The sequence below is a fragment of the Pontibacter akesuensis genome (assembly GCF_001611675.1).
In the GTDB taxonomy this organism is placed as follows: Bacteria; Bacteroidota; Bacteroidia; order Cytophagales; family Hymenobacteraceae; genus Pontibacter; species Pontibacter akesuensis.
This window is the reverse complement of record NZ_CP014767.1, coordinates 55,094-71,542: the sequence shown is the minus strand read 5'-3', so window position 1 is coordinate 71,542 and position 16,449 is coordinate 55,094. Positions and strand designations below refer to the sequence as shown.

Genomic DNA, 16,449 nt, shown 5'->3' with positions numbered 1-16,449 from the left:
CTAAACATTTACCGCTATGAACTCATATCAAAAGCTAGATCAACTGGCGCAGCAGGTAACAAGTGAAATAATGGCGCAGCTGGAGCAGGGAAAAGTACCCTGGCAGAAGCCATGGACCTCTTATGGGCTACCAAAGAACTACCTCTCCGGCAGGCACTACGAAGGCTTCAACGCCTTTTACCTTCACTACATCACCGAAGAAAGAAATTTCACCACGCCCTACTTCCTCACCTTTAAACAGGCGCAGGAGCTGGGTGGGCACGTGCGGAAGGGCGAGAAGGGAACCCCTGTCATCTATTGGAAAACCAGTAAGGGGAAAGCGGGGAAAAGCGCTGCCGGCCAGGAGGAGGAGGAAAAGGAGGGGCACGCCAAAACGTTCGTTCCGTTTATCTGGACCGTGTTCAACCTGGACCAGGTGGAAGGCGTGGATTTTGCCCTGCCCGCTCCCCTGGAGCGCACTGAGGTGCAGCTATTGGCAGCCTGCCAGCGCGTGGTGGAGCACTTTCCCCTGCCGCAGCCCCGCATCGCGCACGGTGGTTTACAGGCCTACTACGCCCCAGAAACGGATAGGGTACAGCTGCCGGAACGAAAGCGCTTTAACTCCTCCCAAGCCTACCACGCCACCCTGTTCCACGAGCTGATCCATGCCACAGGTCACCCCGCCCGGCTCAACCGCTTCAGGGATCAGGGGAAAGCCGGCCGCTTCGGAGACGAGAACTACGGCAAAGAAGAGCTGATCGCCGAGATGGGCGCCTCTTTCCTCTGCGCCTTCACCGGCATCAAGGAAGAAGTGTTCCATAACTCCGTTGCCTACCTGCAGGGCTGGATGCGTGTTTTCAAGGCGGACAGGACAATGCTTGTCTACGCCAGCGCCAGGGCTTTCAAAGCGGCTACCTTTATTCTGGGCCTGCAGGCGGCGGAAAACAGGGAAGGGTTGCCCGCCGTGGCCGCCTGAAAAAGGAAGGGTTGCCTGGTGCTGCCGGGCAACCCTACGTCCTTCGATGAACCGACTTGCCCCCTGGGACAGGTTGGGTTTTCGGGCGGCTTTTTTAGTTTCCCTCGCTTTTGCACTACCTCCCTGATGTTACATGGAAAGCAGAAATGGCCATTATCGTGGCCAACAAGGTGTATTTACACGCGATAAAGGGACTTCACGACATATAGAAGGGAGATGGACCGTGTTACAAAAAGCCGAAAATCTACCTTGTGTTATGATGCCGTAAGTGGTAGCTTAGCCAGTCAAGTCACCTCCTTTTATCTTTAATCATACACAATGTCCTATAATGCAACAGCCAAGTTAGTCATCCAGGAATAAATCAGCCCGGCACAGGTCCCAGCAGGTCCTAAGGCAGGCGTGAACCTCTAGCGGACCAGCGGCATACATGTGCACGAACAGGAGCTCTCGGATGGATACAGCGGCCTTAACTTTATGAAAGCCATGCAAGAGAAAAACACACCTCCGACACCGGGCGGGACTCCTTCCGCGCCGCTCCAGCAGGAATGCCCGCCCCACCGGCCCTATGACACGGCCCCACTGCTCCGGGCGGTGATGGCCGATGACGGTCCCCTGGGCCTGGCAGAGTCCCTGGACCAGGCGTACACCACCCTGGCCGAATACTTGGCAGCGGATCCGGGCACCGCCGGAGAAGCCTATGCCCATGCCCTGTATGACCTGCGCCGGGTGCGCAACGCCCTGCTGGAGGGCAGTGGCTGGCTCCGGCTGAAGGGCTGACAAACACGAAATAAAAGCTACCGACACCGTCATCCGTTCATACGCATTGCCGCTCCCAATACATGGTAAGTGTACTTTGCTACAGGAAAGAGGAGCCGACCGCTGAGATGCGCATCGGTTGCCTCTGTGTTTACACCAGATTCAAAGCAGCAGTAATTAAGAATTTAATAAACTTGCCTGCAAGGCTGGGTACGACATAACAGTACAATAATCTATTAGTTACGTCCGCACACCGGCCTTCAACAGGAAGCAAAAGATAGGACGTACTCAAAGCGCGAGCACAAGCATGCATACTATACGCCCACCGGGAGCGTCAACTTCAGCTTATCCCAATTCATTATAACTGCACCTTTATCCTGGCCCTGAGGCACCACCTCATAGCGCAGCCGCTCCTGGTGCTGCGTCGTTGTCTCAGGCTCCACGGTCAAGCGCACCACGTCTTCTGCTTCCGAATAGTCATCCGCCAGGTGCTGTTCCCAGTTCCTGTTGATGATAACAGTCCACTCCTTCTCCCCCGGAATGGTGAACAGCGCATACTTTCCTGCCGGCAGCGGCTGTCCTCCTATCGTGATCGGTTGGTCCGTCTGCAGGCTGGTAGCCGAGTGCGCACCCGTCACCCACACTTGATCGTGCGCAACCAGTCCACCCCAGATCACCCTGCCCCGCACAGCCGGGGAATGGTAGGCAACGGTTACATGCGCAGGGCCTATCATCCCGTGCGCCTCCGCTTTTAAGCTGCCTTTCAGCGTGTCAGGCTCTGACTGAGCCCCTATCGCCTGTGCTCCTTCCGGCCCGGTTGCCTCCTTGGTAGTGGTGTGGTGCTTGGTATGCTCGGTTGTTTCCTCTACTGCTGGTTCCTGGCCGCAGCCGGAAAGGAAAGCACAGCACAGCAGAACAAAAAGGGAGGTGTATCGCTTCGTCATCATGTTGGTTAGTAAAGCAGGGTGTAAATAAGAATCTTTGAATAAGGGTGTAAATATCACCTAAATCGCTCACATTTCAAGCCGCCGGTGCTAAGCCACCTGCAAAATAGGAACAGGCCCCTCTTCCAGTGAAAGCCGTTGACACAGCCTAGCCGGCAAATAAAATATGTAACAAAAGTCGGTAATTATGTAAAAAGCCCTACTTGCTCCCGCTGTACCTTTGTGCACGGACCTTTTGATAGTAAATAGTACTATTGTTTTTATATATTTAAATGCTTACAAATTAAAGTACTGTTAGCCAACAGCTACTGTTTTGCTTCATGAGAAAAACCAGGTGCAACAAGATGGTATGTTTTAGGGGGCTGTTTTTCCTGACAGCCTTCCTAAGCATGTACCTTATCCAACTGGCCTGTAACGTCCCGCACCTGGTGCAGCGGCTCCAGCCCCCCGTCTCTACCCCGGCACACCATCACGGGGCAGAACATGACGTTCACAGCAACGCACCAGGGACTAGCGCGACCAATTCTTCCAGTCACGAAGATAATGGGCACGCACACGGCAGGGAGGCGCACCCTGCTTCGTCAACGGAGGATGCCGGGTGCTGCGCAGGGCAGGAGTATGCCCCTTTTGTAAACGCCTCCGCTTCCATTGAGCTTCCGGCGCTTGACAAGACACGTCTTTCCTTCATGGGGAGCTTATGCCAGGCAGCGCTGGGCTTTCTGCACAAGCTCCCTGTCCCAGCGGTATCGCACGCCCCGCCCGATGCCCCTGTTCCTAAACTCCCCGACATCAGGATATTCCTGCACTCTCTTATCGTTTGATGCACAAACTGTACCTGTACTGCATGAGCGATAGCTTTGCTTTTCCCTCATGCAGCGCCCTCTTGTGCCTTCCGCCTGCCCTTTTTCCCGGCTGCAGTAAAGCACCAAGCGGCTTAAATAAGTTCTGTACGTCAAATGAAGTGAAAACCTGCCCTTCCGGCGGCTGCCTCGCTTCACACATTGCCTGTGAATATGAGTAAAGAGAGTTTGCACCAAAAGGTGCTTCGCATTAAAAACATGGTATGCCCCCGCTGCATTATGGCCGTGCGCGAGGAACTGGAAAGCCTCGGCCTGCATGTACTGGAGGTGGAGTTGGGCTGGGCTGTCATTGATGGAAATGATGAGGTAGACGAAGCCGCCATAGAAGCGGTGATGAGCAGCAAAGGGTTTGAGCTGCTCCACGATAAGCGGGAGGAGCTTGTGGAAAGCATCAAGGTGGCAGTGATCGACGCGATCTATTCAGAGAAGATAGCTACCCTTGCCACCAACCTGTCTACTTACCTGGCTGAGGAGTTGGGGAGGGATTACGCTACCATCAGCACTGCCTTCAAAGCGTCTGAGGGAATAACCCTCAACAGGTACATTATACTGCAGAAGGTGGAGCGTGTCAAAGAGTTGCTCACCTATGATGAGCTCCCGCTTAGCGCTGTTGCGACCAAGCTGGGCTATAAGAGTCTGCAGCACCTGTCGAGCCAGTTCAAAGAAATTACCGGCACAACGTGCATGAAGTACAAGAAGCAGGGCGGCACAGACCGCCACACGATCGACAACCTGCACTGACACCTAGCGCCCACAAAATATGTAACGCTGCCCCATAAATATATAAAACTGCTTTAGCCCCGAAAAAGTACTATCAATGGGATCAACGGTGTACTACTGTGCCTGCTTGGCAAGGTTGTACCAGGCAGCATGCGCAGGAGTTTCGTCAGGTGCCGTGGAAAGATGCTGCTCACAGGTTGGCCATGGTAGGGCAACGCGTTACGCAGCTCGTACACCTAGAGGGAGTCTGTTCCCAGGACAAGTACCTGGGGACAGACCACCACTAAGTGGAAAGACCCAGGTCCACAGCGGGCCCTTTTTCATCGTTTGTTAGTTTTATCGGCAGTCCTACTTGTAAAGTCAAAAGAGAACAAAAATGAGCAGGTACAGCTATAATACGATCATGGCGGCACTAGACGGCTTAAAGAAAAGGGGGTATGCGGTGGACTTCAGCTTGCGCCCGTATTGCCTGGAGTGCCTCCGGTTGCAGCTGGAGTTAGGGGCGGGGGAGTTCTCGGTTGATGAGGTACACCAGTTTCGAGGTGCCGCCAACCTGGCCAATCGCCCAGCTGTGTACGCTATTTCCTCTGACAAAGGGGTGAAGGGGGTGCTGGTGGACATGCGTGGAACGTGTGTCGACTCCGTAATACCTGAGATGGCCTTAAAGCTGAGCACCGATGACTTGCGTTGAAGCTACAGACACTTATGAAACACGAGCATGAACACGCCCCCCACCACCGTCCTGCTAAAAAGCAGGCGGAGGAAGAGGTAGGCCGAACAGAAGAGCGCCTGGGGGAGAAAACGCTCCATGGCCACCGGGAAGCCATGCCACACGGGGAGCACGTAGGCCCTGGTGGGCACAGCGGCGGAGGGCACGATCACCACCGCATGATGATCGAGGACTTTAAAAAGCGCTTCTGGATCTCGCTTGTGCTGTCGGTGCCGGTGATTGTGCTTAGCCCCATGGTGCAGCACATCCTCGGCTACGCGCTCGACGTGCCCTACAGCATGCACATCGCCTTCGTGCTCTCCAGCATCATTTTCTTTTATGGCGGCTGGCCTTTCCTCACAGGACTGGCGGAGGAGGTGAAGAAAGGTGCTCCGGGCATGATGACGCTGATCGGCGTGGCCATCACGGTGGCTTACGGCTACAGCACGGCCGTTACGTTCGGCCTGGAGGGCATGGACTTTTTCTGGGAGTTGGCCACGCTGATCGTGGTGATGCTGCTGGGGCATTGGATAGAGATGCGTTCTGTACTGGGTGCCTCCAAGGCATTGGAGCTGCTGGTAAGCATGATGCCGGCCGAGGCACAGGTGATCCGGGACGGGCAAACGTATACCGTGAAGGTGGAGGAGCTTCAGGCGGGAGACATCATCCAGGTAAAGCCAGGAGAGAAGGTGCCTGCCGATGGCGTGGTGGTACAGGGCGAAAGCTACCTGAATGAGAGCATGCTGACGGGGGAGAGCAAGCCGGTGCAGAAGGTGAAAGACGATCAAGTGATCGGCGGCTCCATCAACGGCAATGGCTCACTACAGGTACGCGTGGTGAGTACGGGCAAGGACAGCTACCTGAACAAGGTAATTAAACTGGTGCAGGATGCACAGAAGACAAAATCAGAGACGCAGCGGTTGGCTGACAAAGCCGCCAAGTGGCTGGCTTACCTGGCGCTAACTGCTGGCTTTGGGACGCTTGCCGCTTGGCTGATTGCAGGCGCAGCGTTCGACTTTGCCTTGGAGCGCATGGTGACGGTGATGGTCATCTCCTGCCCGCATGCCCTCGGGCTGGCCATTCCGCTGGTGGTGGCCATCTCCACGGCCGTCTCCGCCAACAATGGCCTGCTGATCCGCAATCGCACGGCGTTCGAAAACTCGCGCAACATCACCACCATCATCTTTGACAAGACCGGCACCCTTACCCAAGGCTCCCATGAAGTGGCGCAGGTCGTGGTGTTTCAGGAGAACAACAGTGAGAAGGAGTTACTTCGGCTAGCGGCAGGCGTCGAGCAGCACTCGGAGCACTACATTTCACAGGGTATACTAAGAAAAGCAAAGGAAGGTGGAATCACAGTACCTCCCTCTGACTCCTTTAATTACCTTCCCGGCAAAGGACTGGAGGGAAAGGTGGAGGGGCATGACGTGAAAGTAGTTGGGCCAAACTATATCAAAGAGTTTAATGTGCAGGTGCCCCAAAGCCATGCAGAGGAAGGCGTGGAGACGGTGGTGTATGTGCTGGTAGACGGGCAGGTGGCAGGCTACATCACGCTACGCGACCAGATACGTCCTGAGTCTGCAGAAGCCATCCGGGTACTGAAGGCGAACGGCATCAAGAACCTGCTGCTGACCGGCGACAACGAACGCGTGGCCAAAAGCGTGAGCGACAAGCTGGGCATGGACGGCTACCTGGCCAACGTGCTGCCGCACCAGAAGCAGGAAAAAGTAAAGGAGCTGCAGGCACAGGGCGAGTTTGTGGCCATGACGGGGGACGGCGTGAACGACGCCCCTGCCCTTGCCCAGGCTGATGTGGGCATCGCCGTAGGCTCCGGAACGGACGTGGCGGCAGAGACAGCCGACATCATCCTGGTGAACAGCAACCCGCAAGACATTGCCTCCCTCATTCTCTTCGGAAAGGCGACTTACCGCAAGATGATTCAGAACCTCATCTGGGCCACAGGATACAACATAGTTGCCCTGCCACTTGCCGCCGGGGTGCTCTACAACCAGGGTATCATGATCTCCCCGGCTGTCGGTGCCGCCCTGATGAGCCTGAGTACTGTCATTGTCGCCGTCAACGCGCAGTTGCTGCGAAGGCAACTGAAATAAGGTAACTGTTGGCCACGTACTTTCCCATGATATAGAACGAACTGTAAACCTTGCATAATATCAGAAACTATGAAAAAAACGATGTTCACAACACTTCTGGCAGTAGCCGTCTGGCTCACAGGCTGCCAGCCCTCTGCGGGTGTACAGGAGGTGCCGGAAGATGAGTCGCAACGCAGGGAGCTGTACTCCACTATTCTAAGCAATGATACTTACCGTTCAGAAATGGTGGCCATGATGCAGGATGCTCCGGCGGATGGCATGATGGGGAACAAGGAGCACATGGATGGAATGATGGGTGCTGACGGCATAAAGATGAAACAGAGCCCGGAGGCAATGGAAGATATGATGCGGCAGATGATGGCCCGGTGCGAAACAGACACGGCTGCTTGTAACATGATGTCGCTGATGCTGGTGCGCCACAGCGGCATGATGCAAAATATGATGCAGCGTATGCAGGAGAACGGAATGGTGGACCAGGCATGTATGCAGCAGATGATGCAACGCATGAATACGGACAGGAGATAGAGATAGTTTTCTGTTACACTCCGGGACCCACAGACGAATACGCGCTGTCACCGTATTAACCTAAACTATGAAAACACTAAAATTCCTACTCTTCTGCCTTGCTACAGCGGGGCTGGCTCTTCCGGCTATGGCACAGCACGAGGGGCACCAGCAACAGCCCAAAGACACGGCGACCCATCAGGTGGAGCAACAGGATCCCTCGCAGCACAGGGACATGCAGCACGGGCAGATGCCCATGTCCCATGCCTTCTCGCGTAACCTGCCGATGAGCCGTAACGCCTCTGGCACAGGCTGGCTTCCGGACGAGTCGCCGATGTACGGCAACATGTTCCACCGGGGCGACTGGATGCTGATGCTGCACTACAGCCTGTTCCTGCGCTATAACAAACAGGATGTGTTTGAGGCGGGCGAACGGGGCGACAGCCAGTTTGACGCGCCGAACTGGCTGATGCTGATGGGGCAGCGCTTTGTAGGGAGCAGGGGCTTACTGCGGTTCAGCGGCATGATCTCCCTGGACCCGCTCACAGTGGGCGGCAACGGCTATCCGCTGCTTTTCCAGACGGGTGAAACGTTTGAAGGCTCTCCGCTGATAGACCGCCAGCACCCGCACGACCTGTTGAGCGAATTGTCCGTCGGCTACACGCACATGCTATCGGAGGAGGCAGATGTGTTTGTGTACCTGGGCTACCCCGGTGAGCCTGCCCTAAGCAATGTGGCCTTTATGCACCGCCCGTCGGCGCTCAACAACCCTGACTCGCCGCTGGGCCACCACTGGCAGGACGCCACCCACATCACCTTCGGGGTGGCCACACTGGGAGTTCGCTACCGCAACTTCAAGCTGGAGGGCTCCTCTTTCACTGGCCGGGAGCCGGACGAGGAGCGGTATGATTTCGACAAGCCCCGCTTCGACTCCCGTGCGATCCGCCTGACCTATAACCCCTCCACCAACTGGAGTTTGCAAACCTCCACGGCTTACGTGAAGAGTCCGGAGTCAAATGAGCCCGATGAAGATGTTTACCGCACGACGGCCTCTGTGCTGTACGGCAACAAGCTGCCGGGCGACAACCGCTTTTTTACCACCACTGTTAACTGGGGCTACAATTACGTGGATGCACACCATAAGGAACACTCTTTCCTGCTGGAGTCAAACCTGCAAAACGATAAGTTCGCTGTATACGGACGCTATGAGTTTGTGCAGAAGTCGGCAGCAGAATTAGGGTTTGAGGAAGGTATGTTCGGCCACGACGCCCTCTTTGGCATACAGGCATTGACGGTTGGCGCAAACAGGCAGCTAGCGCAGTTGGGTGCGGTAAACCTGCAGCTGGGTGCGCAGGCAAGCGTGTTCAGGGGCAGCAGCGAATTGCACCCTTATTATGGCGAGCTTCCTGTAAGTGCGCAGGTTTATCTGCGTGTGTTCCCTTCCCTGATGGTGCCACAGTAACTGGTAGCGCCTCAGAAGCATGTTAAACACGAGGGGCCTATGCTATTTAGTCACAGGCCCCTCGTGTTACCTAAAAGAATGAAAGGCTATGCTGTTTGATGCTGCTCACAGGCCTCGGCGCACTTGAAGCATGCCTCTGCGCACTCCTTGCAATGCTGCGCCTCATGCTTCTGGCACTCCTGGCCGCAGTCCCTGCATATCTTGGCGCACTGCCGTAGTATCTCCCCAGCGTAGCGGGAGTCACGGGACACATAATCGATGGCCTCCTTACAGATGGCGGCGCAGTCCAGGTCCAAACGGATGCAGGGCACCATCATTTTGATATCGTCTTCCTGAAGACAGGAAATAGCGCAGTTGTTACAGGCCGCAGCGCACTCAGCCAAAGTTCTTATCAAGTCCTTGTTCATAGTATGTTAAGTTTAAATGATACATCTTTTGCTTTATACCCACACGGGAACCCTATGTTTTACATATTTAAGGTTGCTTTTTATACATTTTGTGTAGCTGCACTGTGCCATCATGCAAAGAAGTGCCCGCAAGGGCGCTATATCAACCGATGCCAGCGAAACAGCAGGCACACCGTTTACGCCCACTGTAGCATGGCTTGCTAACCCACCAAGGGCAATTTCGTTTAGCAGAAAAACCAACTCTTCCTGCCTTTCATGCAAGTTTTATATTTTACCCTTGGAGCGCTTGTTTTTGCCCTCACCGCACTGGACATCATCAAAACCACCTTCTCCTCCAACGGAGGCGGCATGATCACGAGCCTTGTCTCGAAAGGGGTGTACAAAGCCATTTTCCTGACCGCAGGAAAGAAGGGCAGATCCAAGCTGCTGGGCTACGCGGGACCTGCTGTGCTCGTTTCAATCCTGTTGGTTTGGATAGCGGGATTCTGGCTCGGCTTTTTTGTTGCCCTGCTGTCCGAGACGGATTCTGTTGTCCACAGCGTCACGAAAACCCCTGCCGGCACGGTGGAGAAACTCTACTACGCGGGCTTTACCCTCTCCACGCTGGGAATAGGCGACTATGTGGCCTCGAATGACTTCTGGCGCATCGTGACGGACGTGGCGGCGTATTCGGGTCTGGTGTTCATCACCACCTCCATCACCTACTTTTTACCGGTGCTTTCTGCCGTGGGCCTGCAGAGCACCCTTAGCCTCTACATCAGCGGCATGGGGAAAACCCCGCAGCAGATGCTGACCAAAAGCTGGAACGGCAAAGACTTCTCCTCCTTCTTTGACAACACGTCCGATCTGTGCCAGATGCTCATCAAGCATACCATGAACCACCACTCCTACCCTGTCATTCACCACTTTCACAACAGCCAGCCGAAGCTATCTATTACGCCTGCCATTGTGCTGCTGGACGAGGCGTATCAGCTGCTGGGAAATGCCCTACAGCAGGATGTGGCAGTTGATGAAGTGAAGATGTCGATGCTGCAGACCGCGCTGGACTCCTACCTGGAGGTGGTGCGGGAGGGCTTCCTAAAGAACGCCTCCCCCAACGAAAAGGCACCTGTCCCCGACCTAAGGCTGCTGGAGGAGAAAAGGATTCCACTGAAGGGGAAGGAGGCTGTAAGACATTATTTCGAGCAGGACCTAGGGGAGCGCCGCAAACTGCTTACGGCACTGCTGGAAATGGACGGCTGGTCCTGGAAAGAAGTTTACCGTCCTGGCTAGGGGCCAGAAATTCATTAGTGCATGTCTTGGGCAGCAGGCATTGGCTTTGTAGGCTTAACTGCTTGCAGAGGCCATAAATCCACCAGAGACTTACTTAGTCAGGCGTGTCCTGTACTAGATTTACGGTTATCAGCGCTTCTGCTCTTCCCGCCCGGTAGTGCCCCTCCCCAATACGCCTTATACTTCTCCTCATCTTCGGCTTGCTGCGTTGGCGATAGTTCGGGAGCATCCTGCGCCAGCGCCTGTAACAGTGCACCGTAGGGTCTATGGCCCACAATCATCACGCCTCCCGCGCTCAGAGACACGTGCCTAAAACTGTAGTTTTCTACGTGATAGAACATGGGGTTTCATGGTTAAAGTGAAACATAAAATTTAAAAATGGTATAATCGAGGTGCGGCTGAAGAAAGGTACCCAGCACGACAGTGTTACCTGCTTCTAGACGTGTTCCTCCGCTTTTATTTGCCGGTTTATCATGTCTATCACCAAGCCGGACCAAGTAAACTCCTCTGCTCCGTGCCCCTCCCCTGTAAAGGGGTCGTAATACTCCCGAAAGCCACTTCTGGTGATGAGTTGCTTTACGCTGTACAGGAGGCTGGCTGCCTCCTGCCTGTACCCCCTCTCCAATAGGTATCCCTGCATAAACCAGTTGAACACCACCCAGGTAGGCCCGCGCCAGATGTACAAAGACTCACCGGGGCGGAAGGCAGGCTCGTCTACTGCCAGGGAGGGAACAGGGAAGGGCGTCTGGAAGCCACCCTTCTGCAGCAGGTGTCTCTCCAGCACAGTCCTGCAGACATTGTCTGGCACACCCTTCAGCACCACCGGAAAGAAGACAGTGCCGGTGCGCACCCGTAGCTTCTGGAACTGGTGTCCGTGCAGATCATAAAAGGCCGCATCCTTTTCATCGTACATGTAGCTGAGGATGCTTTTTTCCGTCTGACTTGCCTTTTGCAGAAAGCCAGGGCCCTCTTCATCTCCAGCCAGCCGGCACAGCTCGGCCATGGCCTCCAGGTTCTGAGCGTAGATGGTATTGAAGGCAGTGTCTTTAACGACGAACTTGTTGCTCTTGTAGATAGCGCGTAGGTCGTAGCCTTTCAAAAAGTTGTGCGCGTCCACCTGCAGCACTTTCCAGAAGAGCAGCGGTCCTGCCTTGCCTCTGTCGTACCCCAGCAAGGGGTCGTAAGAGGCCTTCCAGTCCATGCCGGACTCAAAGGGCGTGATAATGGAAAGCAGCCCCTCCCCCTCAAAGTCCCGGTTTTCCGCCAACCACTTATAGTACTTCTTGAGCTTTGGCAGCATTTCCCTTAAGAACGCCTCATCGTTTGAGTTGCGGAAAACACGAAGCACGGCCTGCGCGACAATGGGAGGCTGCACCAACGCGGACATGTGCGGTTTGTAAAGGCGCAACACATCCCTTGGACGCAACTGGAGGAGGTCTGTAACACGAGCGGGCCACAGGCGCTTCCAATAACTCATGTGCCCCACGAAACCATCCGGGCGCTGCATCTGGAACAGGCTGCGCAGGTGTTCCTTAGCCATCTTCTCTTCACCCAAGGAGCTAAGCATGAAAACATGAAAGCAGGTGTCCCAGAAGTACTGGAAAGGGTACGTGCCTGGGGAGGGTTTGGTGTAGTGGTATGAAAAGCCCGCTTTCCGGCCACTGATCATGTTTTTGTACAGCACTTCCCGTGCCTGGCGCCTTATCTCCTCATCGGATAGCAGCGCCTGCTCTACTTCGAGTGTTTTCTTATTTGATATACGCATCCCATCCTGCATAACGCTGTGTTTTTGGTCCTACCGGCAAAGCCAGCGCCGCCACCGCCAATCCTGCTACAGCCCCGGTTACGCTCAAACCGGTTGGGCTGTTCCCCAAAAACCATGGTGCGATTACCACAGTGAGTCCAAGCAGGATGTTAAAGTAGCGGCAGATGCGCAGCGGCTCTCCCATGCTGATGATCGACACCACCACGATCAGAGAGCCGCTCAGGTGGAATACGTCTGCTACCGTTTCCTGTATGCCAACGCCGAAAACGCCTGGGGCAGCCACCAGAACCAACCCTAAAACAGTAGCTACGCTTAAGGTCCAGGGGAAGCTGATACCCCAGATAGAGGCGCTGTATACCGGCCCAGGCTTCTGCGGGAACGCCATCATCTCCGGTGCCTTGTCCTCCGCTTCGCTTTTTATGGTACCCCCTTTCCAAAAAAGCTTCCAAAAACTCTCTTCCCCTTTCTTTAGCTTTTTCTTCATAAACTGGATCATGGCAATCACCTCGTCCACCTCCAGCGGAATCATCGGGATCATGATAGCGGCAGCCAAGAGGCAGAACATGCACCAGGCCCCCACGATCACCGGCTGGCTGATGACCAGGAAGATGTGCACCAGCCCCAGCGGGATCACCAGGATACCGAAAATAGCCACCATCCAGGGCATGGTGCGCCAGCGGCTCGGGGCGCCCATCCAGCCCATCAGGAACTCAAACGTGTAGGCAATGGCGCCCAGGCCCGCATCTGACACCGGCATGCTGTGCGACATGGCCGAGTTAAGCACCTGCTCGCTCTGCTGCCCGAAGAAAGGATCCCAAACCGTATCGATGTAGCCCAGCTGGAAAGCAGCCAGGTAGCGCGACACGACCCAGCCCACAAAAGCCAGCACCATCATGATCCAGCGCTGCGGCCAGCTGGAGGGGTTGTAGCTCCAGCCGGGAGGCGTGTCGGGGCCCATCTTCATATACATGATCATGTTGGGCATACCCGGTATAAGTATGGTCAGGGCTATGATGAGTGCACCCACCATGGTATCGTTCAGGTAGGCCACCGCTGTGGGCGACCAGAACAGCAGCGGGGCCATGGTAAGCCAGATACCGATAAAGCAGCAGATCCAGAGGCTGACGGGGCGGTTAGGCGTAAGCCCGCGCCAACCGAAAAACATCAGCAAGGCGCCGCTGATGATGTCGCTCCATTTCATGAACAGGATGCGCTGCTCCATCGTTAGCCACACGCTCCTGCCGCCCGAGGGCTGCACGGTTCCGATGCCGTAGTCGAAGGTGAGCGGCGAGAGCAGCACCCAGGCGCCGAGGATGATGATCATCCAGTACACCCACAGCGTTTGCATGTGGTGCATGCGCAGCATCTTCTCCCGCATCTCGTCAGTCATGTCCATCCCCTGCATTTCCTGCTTCTGCCCCTCGTCTTGGTCTTTATCCTGCCCGTCCTGATGCATGTTTTGGTTGTGCTGGCGGATCTCCTTTTCGGCCATGGGGCGCGTGACGCCGCGCATGCCCATACCGCTCTGGTGTTTGCCGTTGCCTTGATTTTTATCCTGACCTTTGTCCATCGTTCTAGTGTCTTTTTGCTACGCTTAAAGTTTAACTGTAAGGTGCTGAAGGCAGTGCTGTCGCAAAGAAAGCAAGGTTACGTGTCCTTCGTAGGAGCAAGGGTGATGAGAAGAGGAGGCGTCCTAGCCTCTGTTCAGGTCGCTTGCTTTGCAGGCTTACTCTAACTTACGCCGCTTTGGCAGCCTCTCACGTGCTGAATGCTTTGGAGCAAAGCGCCTGAGTGTAAGTTATACACATCCTGTTCCTGTTTTACAAAGCCTTTTTCAAAAGGGTTTTACATATTCATGCCTCACTTTTACATATTTCACTGTGGAGGGAGGTTTGATGCAGCTACTTTTCACTTTGATAAGTACCTCTTTCTCTGCAGGGAAAAAGAAAGCTTTTGACTGATTCAGGTTTTTGAAGCTGCAATGCCTGTGCTGCCTTACATAAGAATAGGGCAAGCCGTGAAAGGGTACGCGTGTCAGGACAGGAAATCAGGAACGGGAGGAAACAGTTGTGAGGGTCTACTTGTCTCTGAGCCGGGAGCTGGGCCAGAAGGTGGCGTATAGCAGTTTCGACAGTCGGGCCGAGGCAATGGAGTGGCTGCTGTCACTGTTATTCCTACTAAGACGGCGATTATAAGCCTGTGGACTTTAATAACTGTTATGTTCCGTATCCAGCACATTATTTTAGGAACGACTCCTTCTAACAGACCAGCGCAATAAAAAACTTCTCTTAGGAATTTGGGCAGCTGGAAACAGGAGGCACACTTTTGCTTTCAAGGCTCCTGCAACTTCTGTAATAGCGCTCTTAGTGCTTTTCGAAAGCTGAGAAAGTCCCTTACTGAAGTACATCCAGTGACACGCATCTGCGGTGGTCACTGGCACCTCCTGCCATGGGTAAATCCTAAGGTTTCGTTTCCAGATGCCCCTGTGCCCCGCTTGTACAGACACGTAGGTGCTTTTACCTGCCTCCTTGCCTTTCAGGCGGCAAAGAGCTCCAACTGGCCCTCAAGGCAGAAGCGGTTGTTGTATTTCGGTTTGAGGGTTCGGATGTAGTGCCGCTCCAGGCGCAGCACCTGCTCCTTGTCCCCGTACTCCTGCAGGTAAATCCGCGAGGCCTCCGTGCACTTTGCCTTGTGCTTGGCCATGCGCCAGAAGATGTTACTCGTCTCCCCCACGTACACGCAGACACCTCCCTCCACGATGAAGTACAGGAAGTAGGAGGTGTTGTCGCGCACATACCGCAGGTGCTTGTACGCCCGCAGCACCTCCCTCCTACTGAGTGTTTTGGATGCAGGCAGCATCATTTCTTCTGCAGGTACGGTTTGTCTTTGAAGTACGCCATGAGGATGTGCTCCACAAAGTCGGACTTGCTGCGGTACATCTCGTGCAGGGTGCCCTGGTCGATGTACTCCTCCAGCACCTTGTCCACAAAAAAGGTCTGGCGCTTTCGGTTCGACTTCTGCTTTTCATTGGAAGGTACCGGAACGGGCACCTCCTGCCTCACCGAGCCGGCGGGTGCCTCCGCCGTTCTGGCACCGTGCAGCTTGCCCAGTACGTTATCGAATCGCTTTGTCTCTTTACTTGCCATAAGAAGGGGGTTTGCGGTTATCTACGCTTCACAAAGTTAATACTTTATTAAACATAAATAAAGTATTAACTGTTAACAATTTCCTTTGTGAGCGCCCTGTAGTCTTTTGCGCCGTTGGAATCAGGGGCGTAGGAAAAAACGTCCTGGTTCATCACCAGGCATTCGTTCAGGGCCACGTTCGTACGGATCGCTGTCTTCAATACCCTGTCCCCTAGCTGGTCCTGCGCCTCCTTGACGATGGTTTTGCCCAGGATTGTCTGCGCGTTTTTGGAGTGGTTGGTGAAAAACAAGCCGCCCAGCTTCAGCTTGGGGTTAAGCTCCTCCTCCACGATGATGTCGACGGTCTCCAGCATTTTATCCAGGCCATTCCAGGCAAAGGGTTCGGCCACCATCGGGATGTAAACCTTGTCCGAGGCGATCAGGGCATTGACGGTATAGATGCCCAACGAGGGCGGGCAGTCAATGATCACGTAATCGTACCTGTCTTTCACCTTCTTCAGGATCGAGCGTAGTTTGGCCGCCCCGGTGACCGAATGCGCCACGGCGTTCTCGCGTGAGATCAGCGAGTGCCCCGAGTAGGCAATGTCCACCCCGTTCGCCTCGCGGATGACCTCGGTGATTTTGCAGTTGTCCAACAGCGCGTCCGATATATTCAGCTCCTCCCGGGGGCTAATTCCGACGGAGGTGGTTAGGTTGGCCTGTGCGTCCAGGTCCACCAGCAGCACTTTCATTCCCATTTCCTTCAGGGCGTACCCGATCCCCAGCGTGCTGGTCGTCTTGGCGACTCCTCCCTTTGCGTTTACGATGGACAGGACCTTCGTCATATGCTTCTCGCTTT

General features: G+C 54.8%; 16 protein-coding genes. 8 read left to right on the top strand and 8 right to left on the bottom strand.

Annotation, left to right across the window (positions count from 1 at the left end; genetic code table 11):
• The first annotated feature begins 16 nt into the window (after window positions 1-16).
• Window positions 17-955, top strand: coding sequence for an ArdC family protein (locus A0W33_RS20345; protein ID WP_068840324.1), 939 nt, complete (start codon window positions 17-19; stop codon window positions 953-955).
• 1,070 nt (window positions 956-2,025) lie between these two features.
• Here the strand turns inward: A0W33_RS20345 and A0W33_RS20335 are convergent.
• Window positions 2,026-2,658 (bottom strand): DUF2911 domain-containing protein, encoded by a 633-nt coding sequence (locus A0W33_RS20335; RefSeq protein WP_068840322.1) that lies wholly within the window; start codon window positions 2,656-2,658, stop codon window positions 2,026-2,028.
• 317 nt (window positions 2,659-2,975) lie between these two features.
• Here A0W33_RS20335 and A0W33_RS20330 point away from each other — a divergent pair, with 317 nt between their 5' ends.
• From A0W33_RS20330 to A0W33_RS20300, 6 genes are all read left to right on the top strand, one after another.
• Entirely contained in the window at window positions 2,976-3,476 is a 501-nt protein-coding gene (locus A0W33_RS20330) for a hypothetical protein (protein ID WP_068840321.1), read from the top strand.
• Between the two features lie 192 nt (window positions 3,477-3,668).
• Window positions 3,669-4,256, top strand: coding sequence for a helix-turn-helix domain-containing protein (locus A0W33_RS20320; protein ID WP_068840319.1), 588 nt, complete (start codon window positions 3,669-3,671; stop codon window positions 4,254-4,256).
• Between the two features lie 355 nt (window positions 4,257-4,611).
• Complete coding sequence (locus A0W33_RS20315; protein ID WP_068840318.1) at window positions 4,612-4,926, top strand: hypothetical protein; 315 nt, start codon at window positions 4,612-4,614, stop codon at window positions 4,924-4,926.
• 14 nt (window positions 4,927-4,940) lie between these two features.
• On the top strand, window positions 4,941-7,055 hold the full coding sequence (locus A0W33_RS20310; protein WP_068840317.1) for a copper-translocating P-type ATPase: 2,115 nt from the start codon (window positions 4,941-4,943) through the stop codon (window positions 7,053-7,055).
• 69 nt (window positions 7,056-7,124) lie between these two features.
• The gene (locus A0W33_RS20305) at window positions 7,125-7,580 is read left to right on the top strand and encodes a hypothetical protein (RefSeq protein WP_068840316.1); all 456 of its coding nucleotides are present in this window, start codon (window positions 7,125-7,127) and stop codon (window positions 7,578-7,580) included.
• 67 nt (window positions 7,581-7,647) lie between these two features.
• Entirely contained in the window at window positions 7,648-9,021 is a 1,374-nt protein-coding gene (locus tag A0W33_RS20300; RefSeq protein WP_068840315.1) for a TonB-dependent receptor, read from the top strand.
• Between the two features lie 86 nt (window positions 9,022-9,107).
• On the opposite strand, the gene A0W33_RS20295 is transcribed toward A0W33_RS20300, so the two are convergent.
• Entirely contained in the window at window positions 9,108-9,428 is a 321-nt protein-coding gene (locus A0W33_RS20295) for a four-helix bundle copper-binding protein (protein WP_068840314.1), read from the bottom strand.
• A gap of 255 nt (window positions 9,429-9,683) precedes the next feature.
• Here A0W33_RS20295 and A0W33_RS20290 point away from each other — a divergent pair, with 255 nt between their 5' ends.
• A complete protein-coding gene (locus tag A0W33_RS20290; RefSeq protein WP_229802338.1) occupies window positions 9,684-10,700 on the top strand; it encodes an ion channel in 1,017 nt (338 codons plus the stop codon).
• A gap of 98 nt (window positions 10,701-10,798) precedes the next feature.
• Here the strand turns inward: A0W33_RS20290 and A0W33_RS20285 are convergent, their stop codons facing one another.
• From A0W33_RS20285 to A0W33_RS20260, 6 genes are all read right to left on the bottom strand, one after another.
• Window positions 10,799-11,041 (bottom strand): hypothetical protein, encoded by a 243-nt coding sequence (locus A0W33_RS20285; RefSeq protein WP_068840312.1) that lies wholly within the window; start codon window positions 11,039-11,041, stop codon window positions 10,799-10,801.
• Window positions 11,042-11,136: 95 nt separating this feature from the next.
• Complete coding sequence (locus A0W33_RS20280) at window positions 11,137-12,465, bottom strand: amylo-alpha-1,6-glucosidase (RefSeq protein ID WP_068840311.1); 1,329 nt, start codon at window positions 12,463-12,465, stop codon at window positions 11,137-11,139.
• On the bottom strand, window positions 12,449-14,035 hold the full coding sequence (locus A0W33_RS20275) for a vitamin K epoxide reductase family protein (protein WP_068840310.1): 1,587 nt from the start codon (window positions 14,033-14,035) through the stop codon (window positions 12,449-12,451). Before A0W33_RS20275 ends, A0W33_RS20280 begins: the two co-directional genes overlap by 17 nt.
• 965 nt (window positions 14,036-15,000) lie before the next feature.
• Entirely contained in the window at window positions 15,001-15,327 is a 327-nt protein-coding gene (locus A0W33_RS20270; RefSeq protein ID WP_068840309.1) for a GIY-YIG nuclease family protein, read from the bottom strand.
• Complete coding sequence (locus A0W33_RS20265; protein WP_068840308.1) at window positions 15,324-15,611, bottom strand: hypothetical protein; 288 nt, start codon at window positions 15,609-15,611, stop codon at window positions 15,324-15,326. Before A0W33_RS20265 ends, A0W33_RS20270 begins: the two co-directional genes overlap by 4 nt.
• A 65-nt stretch (window positions 15,612-15,676) precedes the next feature.
• Entirely contained in the window at window positions 15,677-16,435 is a 759-nt protein-coding gene (locus tag A0W33_RS20260) for a ParA family protein (RefSeq protein ID WP_068840307.1), read from the bottom strand.
• Window positions 16,436-16,449 lie beyond the last annotated feature (14 nt).

Bases quoted from the DNA above. Each gene is read 5' to 3' on its own strand.
- A0W33_RS20345 (WP_068840324.1), top strand. From the start codon at position 17: ATGAACTCATATCAAAAGCTAGATCAACTGGCGCAGCAGGTAACAAGT.
- A0W33_RS20335 (WP_068840322.1), bottom strand. From the start codon at position 2,658: ATGATGACGAAGCGATACACCTCCCTTTTTGTTCTGCTGTGCTGTGCT.
- A0W33_RS20330 (WP_068840321.1), top strand. From the start codon at position 2,976: ATGAGAAAAACCAGGTGCAACAAGATGGTATGTTTTAGGGGGCTGTTT.
- A0W33_RS20320 (WP_068840319.1), top strand. From the start codon at position 3,669: ATGAGTAAAGAGAGTTTGCACCAAAAGGTGCTTCGCATTAAAAACATG.
- A0W33_RS20315 (WP_068840318.1), top strand. From the start codon at position 4,612: ATGAGCAGGTACAGCTATAATACGATCATGGCGGCACTAGACGGCTTA.
- A0W33_RS20310 (WP_068840317.1), top strand. From the start codon at position 4,941: ATGAAACACGAGCATGAACACGCCCCCCACCACCGTCCTGCTAAAAAG.
- A0W33_RS20305 (WP_068840316.1), top strand. From the start codon at position 7,125: ATGAAAAAAACGATGTTCACAACACTTCTGGCAGTAGCCGTCTGGCTC.
- A0W33_RS20300 (WP_068840315.1), top strand. From the start codon at position 7,648: ATGAAAACACTAAAATTCCTACTCTTCTGCCTTGCTACAGCGGGGCTG.
- A0W33_RS20295 (WP_068840314.1), bottom strand. From the start codon at position 9,428: ATGAACAAGGACTTGATAAGAACTTTGGCTGAGTGCGCTGCGGCCTGT.
- A0W33_RS20290 (WP_229802338.1), top strand. From the start codon at position 9,684: ATGCAAGTTTTATATTTTACCCTTGGAGCGCTTGTTTTTGCCCTCACC.
- A0W33_RS20285 (WP_068840312.1), bottom strand. From the start codon at position 11,041: ATGTTCTATCACGTAGAAAACTACAGTTTTAGGCACGTGTCTCTGAGC.
- A0W33_RS20280 (WP_068840311.1), bottom strand. From the start codon at position 12,465: ATGCGTATATCAAATAAGAAAACACTCGAAGTAGAGCAGGCGCTGCTA.
- A0W33_RS20275 (WP_068840310.1), bottom strand. From the start codon at position 14,035: ATGGACAAAGGTCAGGATAAAAATCAAGGCAACGGCAAACACCAGAGC.
- A0W33_RS20270 (WP_068840309.1), bottom strand. From the start codon at position 15,327: ATGATGCTGCCTGCATCCAAAACACTCAGTAGGAGGGAGGTGCTGCGG.
- A0W33_RS20265 (WP_068840308.1), bottom strand. From the start codon at position 15,611: ATGGCAAGTAAAGAGACAAAGCGATTCGATAACGTACTGGGCAAGCTG.
- A0W33_RS20260 (WP_068840307.1), bottom strand. From the start codon at position 16,435: ATGACGAAGGTCCTGTCCATCGTAAACGCAAAGGGAGGAGTCGCCAAG.